The 16,206-nt window shown below is 60.1% G+C and carries 13 protein-coding genes; 2 read left to right on the plus strand and 11 right to left on the minus strand.

Features of this window, described 5'->3' with window-relative positions; translation table 11 throughout:
* Nucleotides 1-2: 2 nt before the first annotated feature.
* From QEN71_RS15600 to QEN71_RS15615, 4 genes are all read right to left on the minus strand, one after another.
* Complete coding sequence (locus tag QEN71_RS15600) at nucleotides 3-1,367, minus strand: MFS transporter (protein ID WP_201648605.1); 1,365 nt, start codon at nucleotides 1,365-1,367, stop codon at nucleotides 3-5.
* Between the two features lie 73 nt (nucleotides 1,368-1,440).
* Nucleotides 1,441-1,779, minus strand: a complete 339-nt coding sequence (locus tag QEN71_RS15605) for an NIPSNAP family protein (RefSeq protein ID WP_028363704.1) — start codon at nucleotides 1,777-1,779, stop codon at nucleotides 1,441-1,443.
* A gap of 11 nt (nucleotides 1,780-1,790) precedes the next feature.
* Nucleotides 1,791-3,560 (minus strand): FAD-dependent oxidoreductase, encoded by a 1,770-nt coding sequence (locus tag QEN71_RS15610; protein ID WP_201648604.1) that lies wholly within the window; start codon nucleotides 3,558-3,560, stop codon nucleotides 1,791-1,793.
* 27 nt (nucleotides 3,561-3,587) lie between these two features.
* Complete coding sequence (locus tag QEN71_RS15615) at nucleotides 3,588-4,418, minus strand: SDR family NAD(P)-dependent oxidoreductase (RefSeq protein WP_201648603.1); 831 nt, start codon at nucleotides 4,416-4,418, stop codon at nucleotides 3,588-3,590.
* 145 nt (nucleotides 4,419-4,563) lie between these two features.
* Here QEN71_RS15615 and QEN71_RS15620 point away from each other — a divergent pair, with 145 nt between their 5' ends.
* Nucleotides 4,564-5,457 (plus strand): helix-turn-helix domain-containing protein, encoded by an 894-nt coding sequence (locus tag QEN71_RS15620; protein ID WP_201648602.1) that lies wholly within the window; start codon nucleotides 4,564-4,566, stop codon nucleotides 5,455-5,457.
* 26 nt (nucleotides 5,458-5,483) lie between these two features.
* Here QEN71_RS15620 and pobA read toward each other — a convergent pair whose 3' ends face one another.
* On the minus strand, nucleotides 5,484-6,656 hold the full coding sequence (pobA, locus tag QEN71_RS15625; RefSeq protein WP_201648601.1) for a 4-hydroxybenzoate 3-monooxygenase: 1,173 nt from the start codon (nucleotides 6,654-6,656) through the stop codon (nucleotides 5,484-5,486).
* A 220-nt stretch (nucleotides 6,657-6,876) separates the two neighbouring features.
* Between pobA and QEN71_RS15630 the strand changes: the two genes are divergently transcribed.
* Entirely contained in the window at nucleotides 6,877-7,233 is a 357-nt protein-coding gene (locus QEN71_RS15630; protein WP_201648600.1) for a BON domain-containing protein, read from the plus strand.
* On the opposite strand, the gene QEN71_RS15635 is transcribed toward QEN71_RS15630, so the two are convergent.
* From QEN71_RS15635 to QEN71_RS15660, 6 genes are all read right to left on the minus strand, one after another.
* Entirely contained in the window at nucleotides 7,230-8,294 is a 1,065-nt protein-coding gene (locus QEN71_RS15635; RefSeq protein ID WP_201648599.1) for an XdhC family protein, read from the minus strand. The two genes, QEN71_RS15630 and QEN71_RS15635, sit on opposite strands and share 4 nt — an antisense overlap.
* A 32-nt stretch (nucleotides 8,295-8,326) precedes the next feature.
* Nucleotides 8,327-9,574: a c-type cytochrome gene (locus QEN71_RS15640; protein WP_201648598.1), complete on the minus strand. Its 1,248-nt coding sequence runs from the start codon at nucleotides 9,572-9,574 to the stop codon at nucleotides 8,327-8,329.
* Nucleotides 9,571-10,209 carry a (2Fe-2S)-binding protein gene (locus tag QEN71_RS15645; protein ID WP_201648597.1) on the minus strand — a complete coding sequence of 213 codons (639 nt, stop codon included), beginning with the start codon at nucleotides 10,207-10,209 and terminating at the stop codon, nucleotides 9,571-9,573. Before QEN71_RS15645 ends, QEN71_RS15640 begins: the two co-directional genes overlap by 4 nt.
* Entirely contained in the window at nucleotides 10,206-13,028 is a 2,823-nt protein-coding gene (locus QEN71_RS15650; protein ID WP_377790077.1) for a xanthine dehydrogenase family protein molybdopterin-binding subunit, read from the minus strand. The genes QEN71_RS15645 and QEN71_RS15650 overlap by 4 nt, the downstream gene beginning before the upstream one ends.
* Before the next feature lie 279 nt (nucleotides 13,029-13,307).
* Nucleotides 13,308-13,769: a (2Fe-2S)-binding protein gene (locus QEN71_RS15655; protein ID WP_201648596.1), complete on the minus strand. Its 462-nt coding sequence runs from the start codon at nucleotides 13,767-13,769 to the stop codon at nucleotides 13,308-13,310.
* A complete protein-coding gene (locus tag QEN71_RS15660) occupies nucleotides 13,757-16,075 on the minus strand; it encodes a xanthine dehydrogenase family protein molybdopterin-binding subunit (protein ID WP_201648595.1) in 2,319 nt (772 codons plus the stop codon). Before QEN71_RS15660 ends, QEN71_RS15655 begins: the two co-directional genes overlap by 13 nt.
* Nucleotides 16,076-16,206 lie beyond the last annotated feature (131 nt).

A 16,206-nucleotide genomic window follows, 5' to 3' on the forward strand; every position in this document is an offset into this window, starting at 1 on the left:
TTTCACTCCACCGCAGGCGTCAATTCCGCGTCTTCGATATGCGACGCCTGTGGACGGCGTGCCATCGCGAACACGCCGAATGCGGCGATCATCGCGGGCACGGCAAGCAGGCTGAATACCGCGCCGAACTGCCAGCCCAGCCCCATTAGCGCAGCACCGACCAGCGCGCCCGCCACGCCGCCGATGCGCCCCACGCCGAGCATCCACGCAACGCCCGTCGCACGTCCTTGCGTCGGATAGAAGCTTGCAGCCAACGCGGACATCGATGTGACGGCTGACGTGACGACCGTGCCCGTCAGGAAGATCAGCGTGCCGAGCATCAGTTGATGTCCAATGCCGCGCCCGACCAGCATCACCAGCAAGGCCGCCACGACATACGTGCACGCGATCACGCGATTCGCCTTGAAGCGGTCCATCAGCCAGCCGACGCTCAGATTGCCGAGGATGCCGCCAAGGGGAAACAACGAAGTCATCAGCGCGGCGTTTTGCCCGGAAAAGCCAGTGTCCTTGAAGAGCGTGGGCAGCCAGTTCGTCAGCAGATAGTAGATCAACAGACCCATGAAATAGGCGAGCCACAACATCAGCGTGCCAAAGCGAAAGCGCGACGACAACACCACACGCAATGCTGACCCGCGATGCTCCGCGACGGATTCCGCGGTCACGAAACGGCATGCTTCAAGAGACGCGCTCTTTGCGATGCGCTGCAAAACACGGGCGATCCGCGCGTCGCCGCGTTGTCTCGTCACCATGAATTGCGCGGACTCGGGCAGCAACAGAATCAGCACGAATGTCAGCGCAATTGGACCGACGCCGCCCGCAACGAGCACGCTCTGCCAGCCGAAGTGAGGAATGAGCCATGCCGACGCCACACCGCCGATCGCGAGTCCGCATGAGAAGCCGCAGAACATGGCGTTCACCGCTACCGCACGGATGCGTGCCGGTGCGTATTCGGACATCAACGTCACCGCATTCGGCATCGCGGCGCCGAGTCCGAGGCCTGTCATGAAACGCAGTGCCGTTAGCGATTCGATGGAAGTCGCATGCGCAGCCGCAAAACTCCATAGCCCGAAGAAAAACACCGATAGAATCAGCACCGTTTTACGTCCGATTCGATCCGCAAACGGTCCTGCACCCAATGCACCGATTCCGAGGCCAACAAGCGCCGCGCTCATCACAGGCCCGAGTGCGGACCGCGCCACGCCCCAGTCCTGCACGAGCGAAGGCGCGATGAAACCGACAGCAGCCGTATCGAAGCCATCGGCGGCGACGACCAGAAAGCAGAGAACAAGAATCGTCCATTGAAAAGGCGAAAAACGTTCGCCGTCGATGAAACGCTGCACATCGACTGTGCGTGTGTGCTGGCTCATTGCGTGTCTCCTTGAAACGCGGGTGCTACGTCTCCGAATGTCTTTGATTGCGCTGCTGCCGTTTCTATTTTTTTTAGCGCAGCGCAGTGAGACTTCTGAATTCGACGCGCCGGATGATCCGGCTTTCCTGCGCAACGATCAGATGCGCCGACGCCTGCAAGTACGCGGGCCATTCCGGGTCCGCATCGCGCGCAGTGCGGCGCTGGTCGTAATCGCCGATGCTTTCGTAGCCCCACAAATGCACGACCTGATTCAATGCGCCGATATCGCTCATATAGAAACCGACGGGCGCGCCGAGGTACTTCAATTGAATGGGCATCGCGAGACGATCGAATACGTCGATGAATTCCGCCATGCCGCGCGGCCGGATCGTATAGATGCGGTGATCGACGAATGGTTTGGTGCTGCTCATGATGCTGTCCTCTATACGGTTGCGGATTGCCGCGCGTTCTGCCCTTGCGCGTGCTTGTCGGCGAAGGTATCGGCCACGCCTGCGAGCCGCCGTCCAGTGATGAAACCGAAGGTCATGATCGGACCGAGCGTGATGCCCGCGCCCGGATAGTTGCCGCCCATGACGCTCGCGCGATCATTGCCGACTGCGTACAGTCCATCGATAACGGCGCCGCGTGCATCGAGCACTTCGCCCGTGACGGCTGTCGTGATGCCGTCGAAAGTGCCGAGATCACCCATCACGACCTTGAGCGCGTAATAAGGCCCGTCGCCGATCGGCGCAACACATGGATTGGGTTTGTGCTCGGGATCGGCGAGATAGCGATTGAACGAAGTCGAGCCGCGACCGAACTCCCGATCTTCGCCGCGCTTTGCGCCGTCGTTATACGTGCGCACGGTGGCTTCGAGCGCGGCAGCGTCGATACCCGCTTCACGCGCGAGATCGGCAAGCGTGCGCCCTTTGACGAGATAGCCATTGCGCAGCAGCGGCCCCAAAGGCACCGGTGCGGGCTTCGCGAAGCCGAGTCCGTACTTGCGGATCGTCGCGTGATCGCAGATCAGCCACATCGCCGTTTCTCTTTCGTCGCGGCATGCTTCGATCATCGCCGCGCCGACGTCGTGGTACGAGTTCGCTTCGTTGGTAAAGCGCTTGCCTTTGCGCGTCACGCCGATGATGCCCGGCTTGTAGCGATCGACGAGATGCGGAAACACGCCGAACGTGCCGTCGCGCATCGGCACACGCGATACGGGCATCCACGCAGCCGGCTGCGGATAACGAATGGGAACCTGAGCGCCGACGCTTTCGGCCATGCGCGCGCCATCGCCTGTGTTGCCCTTCGGCACGGGCGAGCAATGCTCGCCGCCGCGCTTCACATGCGGATACGCTTTGGCAATACGCGCGACATCGTGCGAAAAACCGCCGCACGCGAGAACAACGCCACGGCGTGCATCGATACGCATCTCACCTTGCGGACCCGTGACGCTCACGCCCGTCACGCGCCCGTTCTGCACGATGAGTTCTTTCGCGGCCGTGTTCGTGTGAATCGGAATGCCCATCGACAAAGCCGATTTCGCGAGCCGAGCCGCCAGTGCATTGCCGCTCGTGATCTGCACGCCGCGTCGATAAAGCGCGAGATCCTTCAAATGACTTCCAAGGCGCTTCGCCACATACAGAGCGGACTTCAGCGATCGCGTCGCGTTGAAGAAGTGCTTGAGATCGGCGTTCGACGAATTGAACATCATGCCGATGAACGTGATCGTCTTGAGCGGCGGGCGAAGACGCGTAATGTCGTCGCCGAGATTTCGCGCATCGTAAGGCGCCGCGACGATAGAACGCCCGATATCGACGCCGCCCTGCATGTCCGGGTGATAGTCGGGATAGAGCGTGGGGACGAATTTCACTTCTGTCTCGCGCTCGAAGAATTCGAGCATTTGCGGGCCGGTATCGAGAAAGGCATCGACGGCTGCTTCGTCGAAGAACGCGCCTGTCTCATTGCGCATATAGGTCTTCGCTGCTTCGCGCGTGTCGTTCACGCCGTTCGCACGTGCGTGCCGGTTGCCCGGAATCCACAACACGCCGCCCGAAAACGCGGTCGTGCCGCCGAAATACGCTTCCTTCTCGATCACCACGACGTCGAGACCGTGCTTGCGCGCGGTGATCGCCGTCGAGAGTCCGCCTGCGCCCGAACCGATGACGAGTACATCGCATGTCAGTGGCGCGCGTGTGTGAGTGTGAGTAGTCATGCTGTGTCTCCTGCCAATGTCTTTGCCTTAGCGAGCCGAATCTGCCTTTGCGTCGTAACCAGGTCGCGGCACCAGATCCATCAGCATGCATTCGAGCCCGCCGTCGACCACCAGCTCCGTGCCGTTCACATAACCCGCGCGCGGACTCGCCAGGAACGCAACCACGTCCGCGATATCGACCGGTTCGCCGATGCGGCGGCTCGCTGTCATCGCACTGCGACGCTGTTCGACATCGCCTTGCGCGTAGAACGACGCCGACAGCGGCGTGCGGATCATGCCGGGACACACGGCGTTGCTGCGCACGCCACGCACACCCCACTCGGCGGCGATCTGCTTCGACAGCATCGCGACGGCCGCCTTGCCGGGGCTATATGCGCCGCTCCATGTTTGCGGATGATGCGCAGCCACCGACGCCACATGCACGATGCTGCCTGCGCCTTTGCGCAACATCGCGCGGCCGAACGCTTGCGAACACAGCATGTAGCCCGTCAGATTGACCTGAAGCATTGCGTTCCATGCGTCGAGCGCAATGTCTTCGATACCGCCCGGCCGCAGCAAACCTGCGTTGTTGACGAGAACATCGGCTGCGCCCAGCTTTTCTTCAACGCGCGCTGCCGTCGTTTCGACGCTTGCGGCGTCGGCGATATCGCATTCGAATGCGTATGCTTCGATGCCGTTCGCGCCGAGCGTCTGCGCAAGGTCTTCGCACTTGCCCGCTTCGCGATCCAGCAACGCAATGCGCGCGCCGCTTTCGCCGAGCACACGTGCAATCGCACTGCCGATACCGCCCGCCGCGCCCGTCACGACGCAAACCTTGCCTTCGAGTTCAAGCCACTCATTGCTTCTTTTGTTAGTCATCCGAATCTCCATGTCTTCATTCCGATCGGCGATTCGAAATGCCGATCGCACGATTCATGGAGAAAAGTATAGGGACACGCCGTGCGACGAGATTGGACAAAGAGCACGCATCGCAGGACAATTCGTACACAGGAGACGAAACGGCATGAGGAAAATCCCTAACTACGATCTGTATGGCGAATCCGCGCGCCCGCCCTGGTTCGACGCGTTCAATTTCGAGTGGATTGCCGAGCGCAGCCGTCCCAACGACTGGCATATCGCCGCGCATCGACACGATGCGCTATTGCAGATTCTGTATATACGCAGCGGCAGCGGACACGTCGTGATCGAAAGTGAGAAGCACGCGTTCACGCCGCCCTGTGTCGTCGTTTTGCCCGCGCAAACCGTGCATGGCTTTGTGTTTTCGCCCGATATAGACGGGCTTGTGATCACGGCTGCGCAGCGTGCGCTGGAGTCGATTTCGAAGGCCGTGTCGCCGGGCCTGCTGCCTGTGATTCAGCGCCCGGGTGTGATCCCTGTGAAGACACCGGCGGGCGACGACACATTGATGCCGCTCTTCACGCTGCTCGAACAGGAATACCGCGGCAATGCACGCGGTCATATCGCAGCCGGGATGTCGTTGATGATTGCACTTTTCGTGCAAGTGGCGAGATTGAGCGATGCGGCGGCGATGACCGCATCGAGCGGCGTCGCCGATCGGCGCAGCGTGCAGATCAAGCGCTTTCGTGAACTCGTGGCCGGGCACTTTCGCGAGCACCGTCCCGTCGATTTCTATGCTGAGAAGCTAGGCATTACGACGGCTCAATTGAGCCGCATTTGCCGCGACGAACTCGGCCATTCGCCGATGTCGCTCGTGAATGAACATCTGATACGCGAAGCACAGCGCGATCTCGTCTATTCGGGTCTGACGATCAAGCAGATCGCGCACGCATTGGGCTTCGAGGATGCCGCGTATTTCAGCCGCTATTTCCGCAAACAGACGGGCGCGACGCCCAAAGAATTTCAGGCCGCCGCGCACACCGATCTGTCTTTGAACTGATTGTCTTTGAACTGATTACCTGCCGTTTAAACCGCCACCGCGCCGACATAGTTCTCGGCCATCGAAATCGCCGCGCTGCGCGAAGTCGTCACGTGCTCCAGTTCCGCGACCTGCAATTGCTGCTCGAATGGCGATGCATCGTCGAGGCGGTGCATCATGCGCGTCATCCAGTACGAGAAATGTTCTGCGCGCCAGATGCGCTTGAGCGCCGTTTCGCTATAGCTTTCGAGCTTGTCGCTACGATCTTCCTTGTAGAACGCACGCAATGCGTCGGACAGAATGCGCACGTCGGAAACAGCGAGGTTCAAGCCCTTCGCGCCCGTAGGCGGCACGATATGCGCTGCATCGCCGGCAAGGAACAGGCGGCCGTGCTGCATCGTCGTCGAAACGAAACTGCGCATGCCGACAATGTTCTTCTGAAAGATCTTACCTTCGACTACCTTGTGGCCTTCATCCGAATCGACGCGTGCGTGCAGCTCTGCCCAGATGCGATCGTCTGACCAGTTGTCGACGTTGTCCTTCGGATCGCACTGGAAATACATGCGCTGCACGTTCGGTGAACGCGTGCTGACCAATGCAAAGCCGCGCTCGTGACGCGCATAGATCAATTCGTCGGAACTGGGCGGCGCTTCGGCCAGAATGCCGAACCAGCCGAACGGATAAACGCGCTGATAATCTCGGCGCAGTGCTTCCGGAATCGAATTGCGCGAAATGCCCTGCGAACCGTCGCAACCGATAATGAAATCGCATTGCAGGTCGTGCGCTTCGCCTTCGTGACGAAAGCGAATGGTCGGCGTCGTGCCGTCGATATCGTGCAGCGATACATCCGATACGCCGAAATGCAACGCGCCTTGCGCCGCCACGCGCGCAGCGACAAGATCCTTGATAACTTCGTGCTGCGCATAGACCGTGATCGCTTTGCCCGTGAGATCCGTGAGATCGATACGGCGGCGCTTGCCTTCGAATGCGAGTTCGAAGCCATGATGCAGTGCACCTTCCGCTTTCATGCGCTCGCCCACACCCGTTTCGGTGAGCAGATCCATCGTGCCCTGTTCGAGCACGCCCGCGCGTATCGTCGATTCGATCTGCTCGCGGCTGCGCGATTCGAGCACGACGGAATCAATGCCTTGCAAATGGAGAAGATGGGAGAGAAGCAGTCCCGCAGGACCAGCGCCGATGATGCCGACTTGGGTACGCATGAGTGTGTCTCCTGAATGCGTGGTGCGTTTCTTTGATGTGGGTCAAAGTGTGCCGTCGGCGGTTCTATCGAGCAACGCGATAGCGTGAATAAGCGTTATCTCGATAATCGATAGTAGATGAGTGCGGGTTTTCCCCAGGAAAGCAAACGCAACTTTGGCGGAAGCGGATTGTTGGCTATGTTTACTGAGCGGTCCCGAACGCAAACAAGGAGAAGCAATCATGAAGATCCGCGATGTCCTGCAATGCCTCGCCGTTATCGGTTGCGTGGCGCTGACGTCAAACGTGTATGCGCAAGCGAGCGATGATATGGCGATGGCGTCCGCTCCCGCGACGCATTCGAAGAAGGCGACACCTGCGGACAAGAAGCTCGGCCGCGACGTGCGCAAGGCTTTGTCGAAAGCACCTGGCTTCAATGTATCGAACGTCTTCGTGAAAGCGCGCGGCGGCGCCGTGACGTTATCGGGCAGCGTGCCCGACGGTGGGCAGATTCAGCAGGCGGCGGAAGTAGCGAAGGGCGTGCAAGGCGTGACATCGGTCACTAACAAGTTGACGCTTTACTCCCATGGAAATAACTAGTCCGTCGGGACGCTTTCCGTTTGATTGACATTCAGGCTCTGGATATCGCACGAAGAAGTGACGCTTCGTGCGATGTCGCGCGCCGCTTTCGCGCCCTCGATTTGCAGCATGTGCGGCAGCTCGACGCCATTCTTCGCGGCTGTCACTTCGGCCAGAATCGACACCGCGATTTCCGGCGGGGTTCTGCTGCCGATATAGATTCCCGCTGGCCCATGCAATCGCGTTAGTTCGGTCTCGGTGAGATCGAACTCCTTGAGCCTTTCGCGACGCGCCGCATTGTTGCGCCGCGAACCTAATGCGCCGACATAGAACGCTGGCGTTTTCAGCGCTTCCATCAGCGCGAGATCATCGAGCTTCGGATCGTGCGTCAGTGCAATTACTGCGCAACGCTCGTCGAGCTTCATGTCGAGCACGGTATCGTCGGGCATCGTACTCACGATCGTGATACCTGGAACGTCCCACGCGTCGGTGTACGCTTCACGCGGATCGCAAACGGTCACCTGATAATCGAGACCCACGGCGATAGTGCAGAGATAGCGGGACAGTTGACCCGCGCCGATCACCAGCATCCGGTGACGCGGGCCGTGTATCGTGAGAAGACGCTTTCCGTCGAAGCCGACACCATCGCCCGCTTGCGCCGCGCTCAATTGCGCAATGCCCATTTCCATGTCCAATGTGCGCGCCACGAGCCTTCCGTGCTCCACTGCGCCGCATAGTTCAGCGATGCCGCTCGCCTTCGTCAAAGGCTCCAGAACCAGTTGAATCGTGCCGCCGCATGGCAAACCGAAGCGATGCGCCTCTTCCGCCGTGATGCCGTACTTCACCACTTCGGGCTTCGTCTGCGTGATGCCACGTTGACGCACGCGTTCGATCAGATCGTCTTCGATACACCCGCCCGACACCGATCCCACCACCGTGCCATCGTCGCGCACCGCGAGCATCGCGCCTTCGGGACGCGGTGAGGAACCCCACGTCTTCACAACCGTCACGAGCAACGCGCGATGTCCCTGATCAAGCCAGCGCGCACTGCTCTTCAGAACCTCAATATCGACACTGTCCATTGCTGCTTCTGCCTATCCGTCGACGCATCGCGTTATCGCCTCAATGCATGAACTACATTTGCGGTGACGTCGGCGGGTTGGCCGCCCAAACTGTTACGCAGATAGTTCGCAACTTGCGCGAGTTCATCGTCGCTCAATGTATTCGCGAAGCCCGGCATTTCCTGCATATGTTCGAGTCCGGGGAACGCTTGCTCGTCGATACCGTCGAGCATCGACACGATCAGGTTGTGCGCATCGCTCTGACGCACAGTGGAATTGCCTCGCATGGACACGGCAACGTGCGGCTTGCCCTCACCCTCGAAGCCGTGACAACCCGCGCAGACGGACAGATACGCGCGCCGGCCAGCTGCCATTTGCGCGGCATCAGAGGATTGCGTTTGTAGCGGCGTGGGTGCGATCGGCTTGTCGCCCAAAACGTACGTGGAGATCGCGCGCAGATCGCCGGGCGTCATGTACTGGCTGCTGAGATGCACAACGGGATGCATCTCGCCGAATGCCGAACCTTGCGGCGCGATCCCCGTGGCGAAGAACGTCTGCAAGTCTCGCGCTGACCATCCGCGATTTCCGAGACCTTCAGGCGTCAGGTCGGGCGCATGAATGCGGCCGAGCGCGCCGCCCGCCAGCGGCTTCGCGCCATCGAGCTGTCCAAAGGCACCACGCGGCGTATGACACTCCGCGCAATGCCCGAGTGCGTTCGCGAGATAGCGTCCGCGATTCCAGTCCGCCGACTCTCCACGCGATGCATCCGGCAACGCGTTTTCGAGGAATAGCATCTTCCAGAAGCGCACCGCAAAGCGCAAATTGAACGGGAACGACAGATCAGGCTCGCGATTCGTTACGGCTGCCGGTTTCAGCGACATCAGATACGCGTAGATCGCGTCACTATCGGCACGCGACATCTGGCGATACGACGTGTACGGCATCGCCGGATAAAGCTGCCCGTTCGGCGAGACGCCTTCATGCAAGGCACCGTAGAAATCGTCGGCAGTCCATTTGCCGATGCCGTGTTGCGCGTCGGGCGTGATGTTCGTTCCGTAGAACGTGCCGAACGGCGAGTCCAGTTTGACGCCGCCCGCGAAGGGCGCGCCGTCGCGCGACGTATGGCACGCGGCACAGTCCGCCGCTTTCGCGAGATAGCGGCCGCGTTCGATCAACGCCGCATCGTGGGTATCGACTTTCGCGCCATCGGGTGCGTCGTGCGTGTTGCTGCATGCCGTCGACAGCACCGCAACCAGCGTCAACAATGCGATGCGCAACAGGAAAAACAACGCGCTCATCATTCGCCACCCTTGACGAGTCCGGGTGTATTCAACACGAGATCCTTCACCGCTTCGTAATAGCGCACATAGCCTGTGCAGCGGCACAGATGCGAATCGAGTGCTTCGACGATGGTCTGCTCAACCTCGCTGCGTTCGACAGGATGCTGCTTCAATCGCTCGATCAGCACCGTCGTCGCATTGACGAATCCCGGCGTGCAGTATCCGCATTGAAAACTGAAGTGTTCGAGAAACTTCTGCTGAACGGGCGACAGTGCGACGACTTCGCCGTGCTCGTTGCATGTCGCGTGGCCTTCGACAGTGCGTATCTTCTTGCCATCGAAAAACTGCGCCGCCGTGATGCACGAACGCACTTCTTCGCTCGTGCCGTCCGGTTTGTCGAGAATCACGACGCACGCATGACACACACCCTGGCCGCAGCCCAGCCGTGAACCCGTCAAGCCGAGATACTCGTGCAGAAAATCGATCAGCATCAGTTGCGCAGGAACGCGGATTGGACCGAACGATTGGCCATTGACGGTCATCGACACCGCTTGCATATCGATCCGCATCAAAGGCTGTTCATGCTGGTTGGAGACGGCATCAGCCGACTGCATAGCACTCGCGGCTTGTTGCGATTGGGAATTGGCCGCCATCATGCGAGCACCTCCTGAATCTTCTGGGGCGTGACGGGAAGGTCACGGAAACGATGTCCAATGGCATGCGCAATGCCGTTCACGATTGCGCCGACGACCGGGATCATCACCACTTCAGCAATGCCCTTCGGCGGATCGGTATCGGTTAAAGGCGGCAGTACTTCACCCGTCTGATTCCACACAGCAACGTCCGTCGCGCGCGGCAAGCGATAACGATTGAAGTTCCATGTGCCATTGCCCGGCCCGTCTTCATAGAGCGGCAGATATTCATGCAGCGCATGGCCGATACCCATCGCAAGGCCGCCTTGCAACTGGCCCGACACGAGTTGTGGCGAGATCTGATTGCCGCATTCGAGAATCGAGTGGTGCGTCAGCAATTCGACTTCGCCACTGCCTTCGTTCACGCAAAGTTCGACGAGCGTTCCAACCGCGCTGTAGTAGACGACGGTTGCGTTGTTGCGCTGAACAGGCGGAATGAATACGCGCTTGCGATCGAGCACGCGGTAACCGTTCGGCGTGATCGCGTGCCGATTGACGGCTTGCGTTGCGTCATTACCGTAACGAAGAGAAAGACCGTCGAGCGGCAGACGCTCCACCTTGCCGCCGATTTCGAACTCGGCCTCCGTCCATTGCCAGCGATTGAACGCGTGCACGGTCACACCCGTCGCGAGTCCGAGTGCATGCGCTTTCTTCGCGAGCCGTTCGAGCGACAACGCCTCCAGGCCATCCGCAGACAGCTTGCCGTCCACCCAGCGCGCATCTTCGATCCGCACGATCAGCGATGCCGCCTGACCGCCGCCCGTCCCTTCCGACCAGATCGACATCGCAGCGGGCCACAAGCCATGCGTGAAAAGAACGCGCGCCGCTTCTCGCGTGCTGTGCGTGAAGTAGAAAGCGGAATTGGTCGCACTCGACGGCGACATGTAGCCCGGCGACCAGCGCGGGTTCTTCGACAAGCGGTCTTGCTCCGCCTGCGACATCAGATAAGGATCGCCGCTCGTCACGACGGGCAGATCGTGCCAGTCGTTCAGCGCGAAGCGCACATCTGTCGCGGGCGCGCCGAGCCATTTCGCCACGGCGATCGCTTGCGATGTCGACATACCGGTGCCGATTTCCGCGCCCGAATGATGCAACGTGATCTTGCCGTCCGCGCTCAGTTCGACCTTTGCAAACGACGATTCCGCACCCGTACCGAAGTCTTTCTGCACACACGCAAAGCCTACGCCGTAGCGTTTGCCCGGATGCTCCGCTTCGAACTGCGCCTTCGTCTGCGCGCGGTTTTTCCATAGCGGATGAGCGCGAGCCTTGTCGAGCACTTCATCGACGCGCACGGCCCCTGCCGGAATCGCGCCCTGCGTGTTCTTCATGCCGGAACGCAATGCGTTCTTCAAACGGAATTCGATGGGATCGAGTTTCAGTTGCGCGGCGATTTCGTCGATCATCATTTCCGTTGCGGCCATGCTCTGCAAGGTGCCGTAGCCGCGCGCCGAACCTGCATCGACGGCACGCGACGCAATCGCGATCGCTGTGAAGTCGTTCTTCGGAAAGTAGTAGATGGATTGCGCGGCTGTTGCGCCGACCATCGCAACAGAAGGCGAGAAATTCATGCGGCCGCCGCCGTTCGCTTCGAAGTCGCCCTTGAACGATTGCAGCAGTCCCGTCTTTCTGTCGACGGCGATGCGGTACTTCATCCTGAACGCATGACGTTTCAGCGCGCTCTGGAACTGCTCATAGCGGTCGTTGGCGAGTCGTACGGGTCGACCGTCGCCGTACATTGCCGCGACGAGTCCGTAGAACGGCATGTTGTAGTGATCTTTCGATCCGTAGCCCACCGTGTAGCACGGATGCAAGAACACGTTCTTCACAGGGAAGCGGCACTTCGCGGCCATCTCAGCGACACTTTGTGCGACTTCGGCAGGACCTTGTGTTGGCACGATCATGTGCAGCGAATGCGTCGCCGCGTCGTACCAGCAATTGGCGTTGTCGGGTTCGAGCGCCGCTGTATCGACGGATTGCGTGCTGTAGTCGCGCTCCATCACGAGCCAGTCGGCGGGCGGATGATCGAGTTCCGCAGCAATGCTGTTCGCGTAGAACATGCCCTGTTCGCCGAGCTTGCCGTGTTCCTTGTCATCCGGCCACACGGGTTGATGCTTGCGCATCGAGCCCGGAAAAACAGGCGCATTTTTAAGGCTCGAAAAGACATCGTCGTCGTATGGCGTTTTGCCGCCCACTCGGACGAAGCGGAATGTGCCCCATGGATCGCGTTCGAGCGGTCCTGTTTGGGGACCGTATGCGATCACGTCGTCACGGAACTTGAGACAGTCTTTGGCGAGGCGAAAACGTGCGAAATCGTGAAAGATCAGAATGGCGACAGCTTGCCCGAGATACGCTGGAGTCTTGCCTTTCGGCAACAGCATGTCGTCGCCATAGAAGGCGGGAAAATGCAGTCCATCGCGTTCCAGATCTTCTGCCGTCACGATCCGGTCCGGCTTCAACGCCTCGCCGAGCATGTTCAGGTTGAAACCTGCATACAGACAGTCGGCACGCGTGGTTCGCAGAACGAGCGCATGTGCCTGCTGCTGCGGCCAATGCGGCATATCGGATGCACGCATATCGCGCGCAAACACTTTCGCACCCGTCACCTTGGCAATGCCGTCGATACGGAATCGCGGCTGGCCGGTTCTTGCATCCCACTCGACGGGCGTGAGTATCTTCTCTTCGAAAAGCGCGGCAAACGCGCGACTGCCGACGGGCGCGAGATACACCGAAATACCGGCCATCACGGTGGCCTTTAAAAAGCTTCGGCGTGAAAGGCCGACCATGTACGTCTCCAGAATGCAGGACTGCGCGCACCGGTTGCTTCGACGGCGAGATCGTCGAGCGCGCGCAAAGGCGTACGTCGGTCGTGACCTCGTATGCCATGCGCAGTCGATTGAATGCTTCAGAGCTGTCGGCAACGCAGCCGGCAGCGTTTGAGGAGCGGCATTATGTCAGCCGTCGAGAGTGCTAAATGTTGATATTTGCCAAAACGTGCGTTGAAGCGTCAATGATTGTCAATGCATCGGCGGCGATGCTTTTACAAAGGTCAGAACTGTTTTGATTTATGTATGTTTGACCTGTCCCGTCGCTTCGAGAATGGCCTGTCTGATGCGCGGATACGTGCCGCAGCGGCATATGATGCCGTGCATTGCGCAGTCGATTTCCTTGACGCTCGGCGTCGGATTGCGCTGTATCAGCGCGCTTGCGGCCATCAATTGCGCGCTCTGGCAATAGCCGCATTGCACGACATCGACACGCAACCACGCCTCTTTCAATGCGCGCGCTTGCGGTCCTTGCAGACCTTCTATTGTCGTGACCTTATTCGCGCCGACATCCGAGAGCTTTTCCTGACACGACGTTTTGGCATCTTTACCAACGTGCACGGTGCACGCGCCGCACACGCCGACGCCGCAACCGAACTTGGTGCCCGTCATTTTCAGTTCGCAGCGCAAGACCCAAAGCAATGGAGTGGCGGGATCGGAGTGCACGTCGACCGTTTTGCCGTTGATATTCAGCTTGAGCATGTTGCACCCCCGGCATACAGCTTCGTTTTGAGCGGCAATGCGTAATCGCGTGTACCCGTCAGTGCATAAAGCGCATTCGCGACGGCGGGCGCAACGGGCGGTACAGCAGATTCGCCGACGCCTTGCGGATGGCTTTTCGACGGCATGATCTCGACGGAGATATCCGGGCACTCGTCCATTCGCACGACATCGAATTCGCTGTAAAGGCTCTCGACGACTGCGCCATCCTTGAGCGTGATCTCTTCCTTGAATGCAGCGGAAAGCCCGAAGACAATCGCGCCCTCGACCTGCTGCCTGATGAGATTCGGATTCACTGGCAAGCCGCAATCGATCGCGCAGTACACGTGTTCGACTTTCACCGTGCCGTCCTTCTGCTGCGAGATATGCACGACTTGCCCGACCACACTGCCGAATGCCTCATGCAATGCCACGCCGCGTGCGCGCCTGACGCCCTTGTCCGACCACACGGCGGGCATTTTCCAGCCGGACATGTCGGCCACTTTCTGCAACACGGCAAGATGCCGTGGATGCTTCGTCAACAGCCCCACGCGAAATGCGACAGGATCTTTGCGCGCCAACGCCGCGAGTTCGTCGATAAAGCTTTCGATAAAGAACGCCTGATGCGAATGGCCGACGGAACGCCAGAAGCCGACAGGCATCGGCAAATCGATCACGCGTTGTCCGATCCACACGTTCGGCATTTCATAAGGCTGATCGAACGAGCCTTCGGATACGGTCTTGTCGAAATTGATGCCGAGATCGGGAATGCGGTAATTGCGCGCGAGCCATTTCGCTACGATCGACTGGCTCACCGACGTGTTGTGCCACGCAATCAGTTGCCCCTGATCATCGAGCCCCGCCTGGAAGCGCGACACGCATGCAGGCCGATAGAAATCGTGACGCATGTCCTGCTGACGCGTCCACAGCGTTTGCACAGGACGCCCCTGTGCTTCGCGCGCGATAGCAACCGCCTGCATGATGTAGTCGACTTCGAGCCTGCGTCCGAATGCACCGCCCGGCATCTGCTGCTGCAAGTCGACGTTATCCGTGCTCATGCCGAGCAGATGCGCGACATGCATGCGCGCAACGGCCGGCACCTGCGTCGCCGCCCATACCGTCGCCTTGCCGTCTCTCACTTGCGCGGTGCAGTTCACGGGCTCGAGCGGAGCATGCGCAAGATAGGGCGCGCGATACTCCGCCTTCAGCGTGTGCGCCGCGCGGCTCAGCGCGCTATCGACATCGCCGTGGCTGTACCATGCATGGCCGTTGCTTTCGTCGAGCGCGTGCGCGAGACGTTGCTCGATATCGGCGTTGGTGAGCCCTTTGGTCGGACCGTCGTGCCAGTCGACCTTCAACACGTCGAGCGCACTCATCGCGATGAACATGTTCTCCGCGATCACCGCGACGCCGCCTGTGCCGCCGTTGTACGCATCGACGGCAAAGACCTTGTGCACGCCAGGCAGCGAGCCCGCTGCCGAGCCGTTGAAGTGCGCAACCGTGCCGCCGAGCGTCGGACACATCGCGATGCTCGCGTAGAGCAGGCCATCGGGAACGACGTCGATGCCGAAGATCGCGCTGCCGTCCAGCTTCGATGCGGCCTCGACGCGCGTCACGGGCTTGCCGATCAATTGAAACTTCTCGGGGTCCTTCAGCACGGGTTTGCGCGGCAGCGGCTGACGGGCGGCCTCTAGCGCGAGTTGCCCGAAGGCCGCCTTGTGCCCCGCATCGTGCAGCACGACGCCCTTCTCAATACGGCAATCGGCGGCCTTCACGTCCCAGCGTTCCGCGGCCGCTGCAATCAGCATGGCGCGCGCACACGCGCCCGCTTCGCGCATCGGCTGCCATAGATCGTTGATGGTCGACGAGCCGCCCGTCATCTGCGTGCCGAAATCACGCGCGAGTTTGCGTGTGAGCCACACCACAGCTTCTTTAAAGACGCCGTCATCGTCGGGACGAAACGGCAGATCGCCGACGACGTTTTCGATGTTGTTGTAGATGTTGTCGTATGTGTTGTCGAGCGGCGCATTGGCCACGCGAATGTCGGCCCAGTTTGCGTCGAGTTCTTCCGCGACGAGCATCGCGAGCCCCGTATGCACACCCTGTCCCATCTCGGTCCTGCACATCAAGACCGTGACGGTGTTGTCGGCGGCAATCTTCACATAGCCGTTGAGCGCCGCTTCGCCGGGACGCACGGGAATCGGCTCCGACGCAACAAGCCGCTGACGCGGCGGCAGAGCCGACCATCCGATCACGAGCGCACCGGCTGCGCCCACGCCGCCCAGCAGGAAGGTTCGACGCTTCAGCATGGCATCTCTCAGAGGAATCCAGCATGGACACCAATAAAACGCACCAGCCGCGGCTCAACTGAAACCCAAACATTCAAGCACTAGTTCATATTAGTGCGCGTTACGGAATTCGCCGAATGAATGACGTGGAA

The organism is Paraburkholderia sabiae (assembly GCF_030412785.1).
GTDB classification, from domain to species: Bacteria; Pseudomonadota; Gammaproteobacteria; order Burkholderiales; family Burkholderiaceae; genus Paraburkholderia; species Paraburkholderia sabiae.

Bases quoted from the DNA above. Each gene is read 5' to 3' on its own strand.
- QEN71_RS15600 (WP_201648605.1), bottom strand. From the start codon at position 1,367: ATGAGCCAGCACACACGCACAGTCGATGTGCAGCGTTTCATCGACGGC.
- QEN71_RS15605 (WP_028363704.1), bottom strand. From the start codon at position 1,779: ATGAGCAGCACCAAACCATTCGTCGATCACCGCATCTATACGATCCGG.
- QEN71_RS15610 (WP_201648604.1), bottom strand. From the start codon at position 3,560: ATGACTACTCACACTCACACACGCGCGCCACTGACATGCGATGTACTC.
- QEN71_RS15615 (WP_201648603.1), bottom strand. From the start codon at position 4,418: ATGACTAACAAAAGAAGCAATGAGTGGCTTGAACTCGAAGGCAAGGTT.
- QEN71_RS15620 (WP_201648602.1), top strand. From the start codon at position 4,564: ATGAGGAAAATCCCTAACTACGATCTGTATGGCGAATCCGCGCGCCCG.
- pobA (WP_201648601.1), bottom strand. From the start codon at position 6,656: ATGCGTACCCAAGTCGGCATCATCGGCGCTGGTCCTGCGGGACTGCTT.
- QEN71_RS15630 (WP_201648600.1), top strand. From the start codon at position 6,877: ATGAAGATCCGCGATGTCCTGCAATGCCTCGCCGTTATCGGTTGCGTG.
- QEN71_RS15635 (WP_201648599.1), bottom strand. From the start codon at position 8,294: ATGGACAGTGTCGATATTGAGGTTCTGAAGAGCAGTGCGCGCTGGCTT.
- QEN71_RS15640 (WP_201648598.1), bottom strand. From the start codon at position 9,574: ATGATGAGCGCGTTGTTTTTCCTGTTGCGCATCGCATTGTTGACGCTG.
- QEN71_RS15645 (WP_201648597.1), bottom strand. From the start codon at position 10,209: ATGATGGCGGCCAATTCCCAATCGCAACAAGCCGCGAGTGCTATGCAG.
- QEN71_RS15650 (WP_377790077.1), bottom strand. From the start codon at position 13,028: ATGGTCGGCCTTTCACGCCGAAGCTTTTTAAAGGCCACCGTGATGGCC.
- QEN71_RS15655 (WP_201648596.1), bottom strand. From the start codon at position 13,769: ATGCTCAAGCTGAATATCAACGGCAAAACGGTCGACGTGCACTCCGAT.
- QEN71_RS15660 (WP_201648595.1), bottom strand. From the start codon at position 16,075: ATGCTGAAGCGTCGAACCTTCCTGCTGGGCGGCGTGGGCGCAGCCGGT.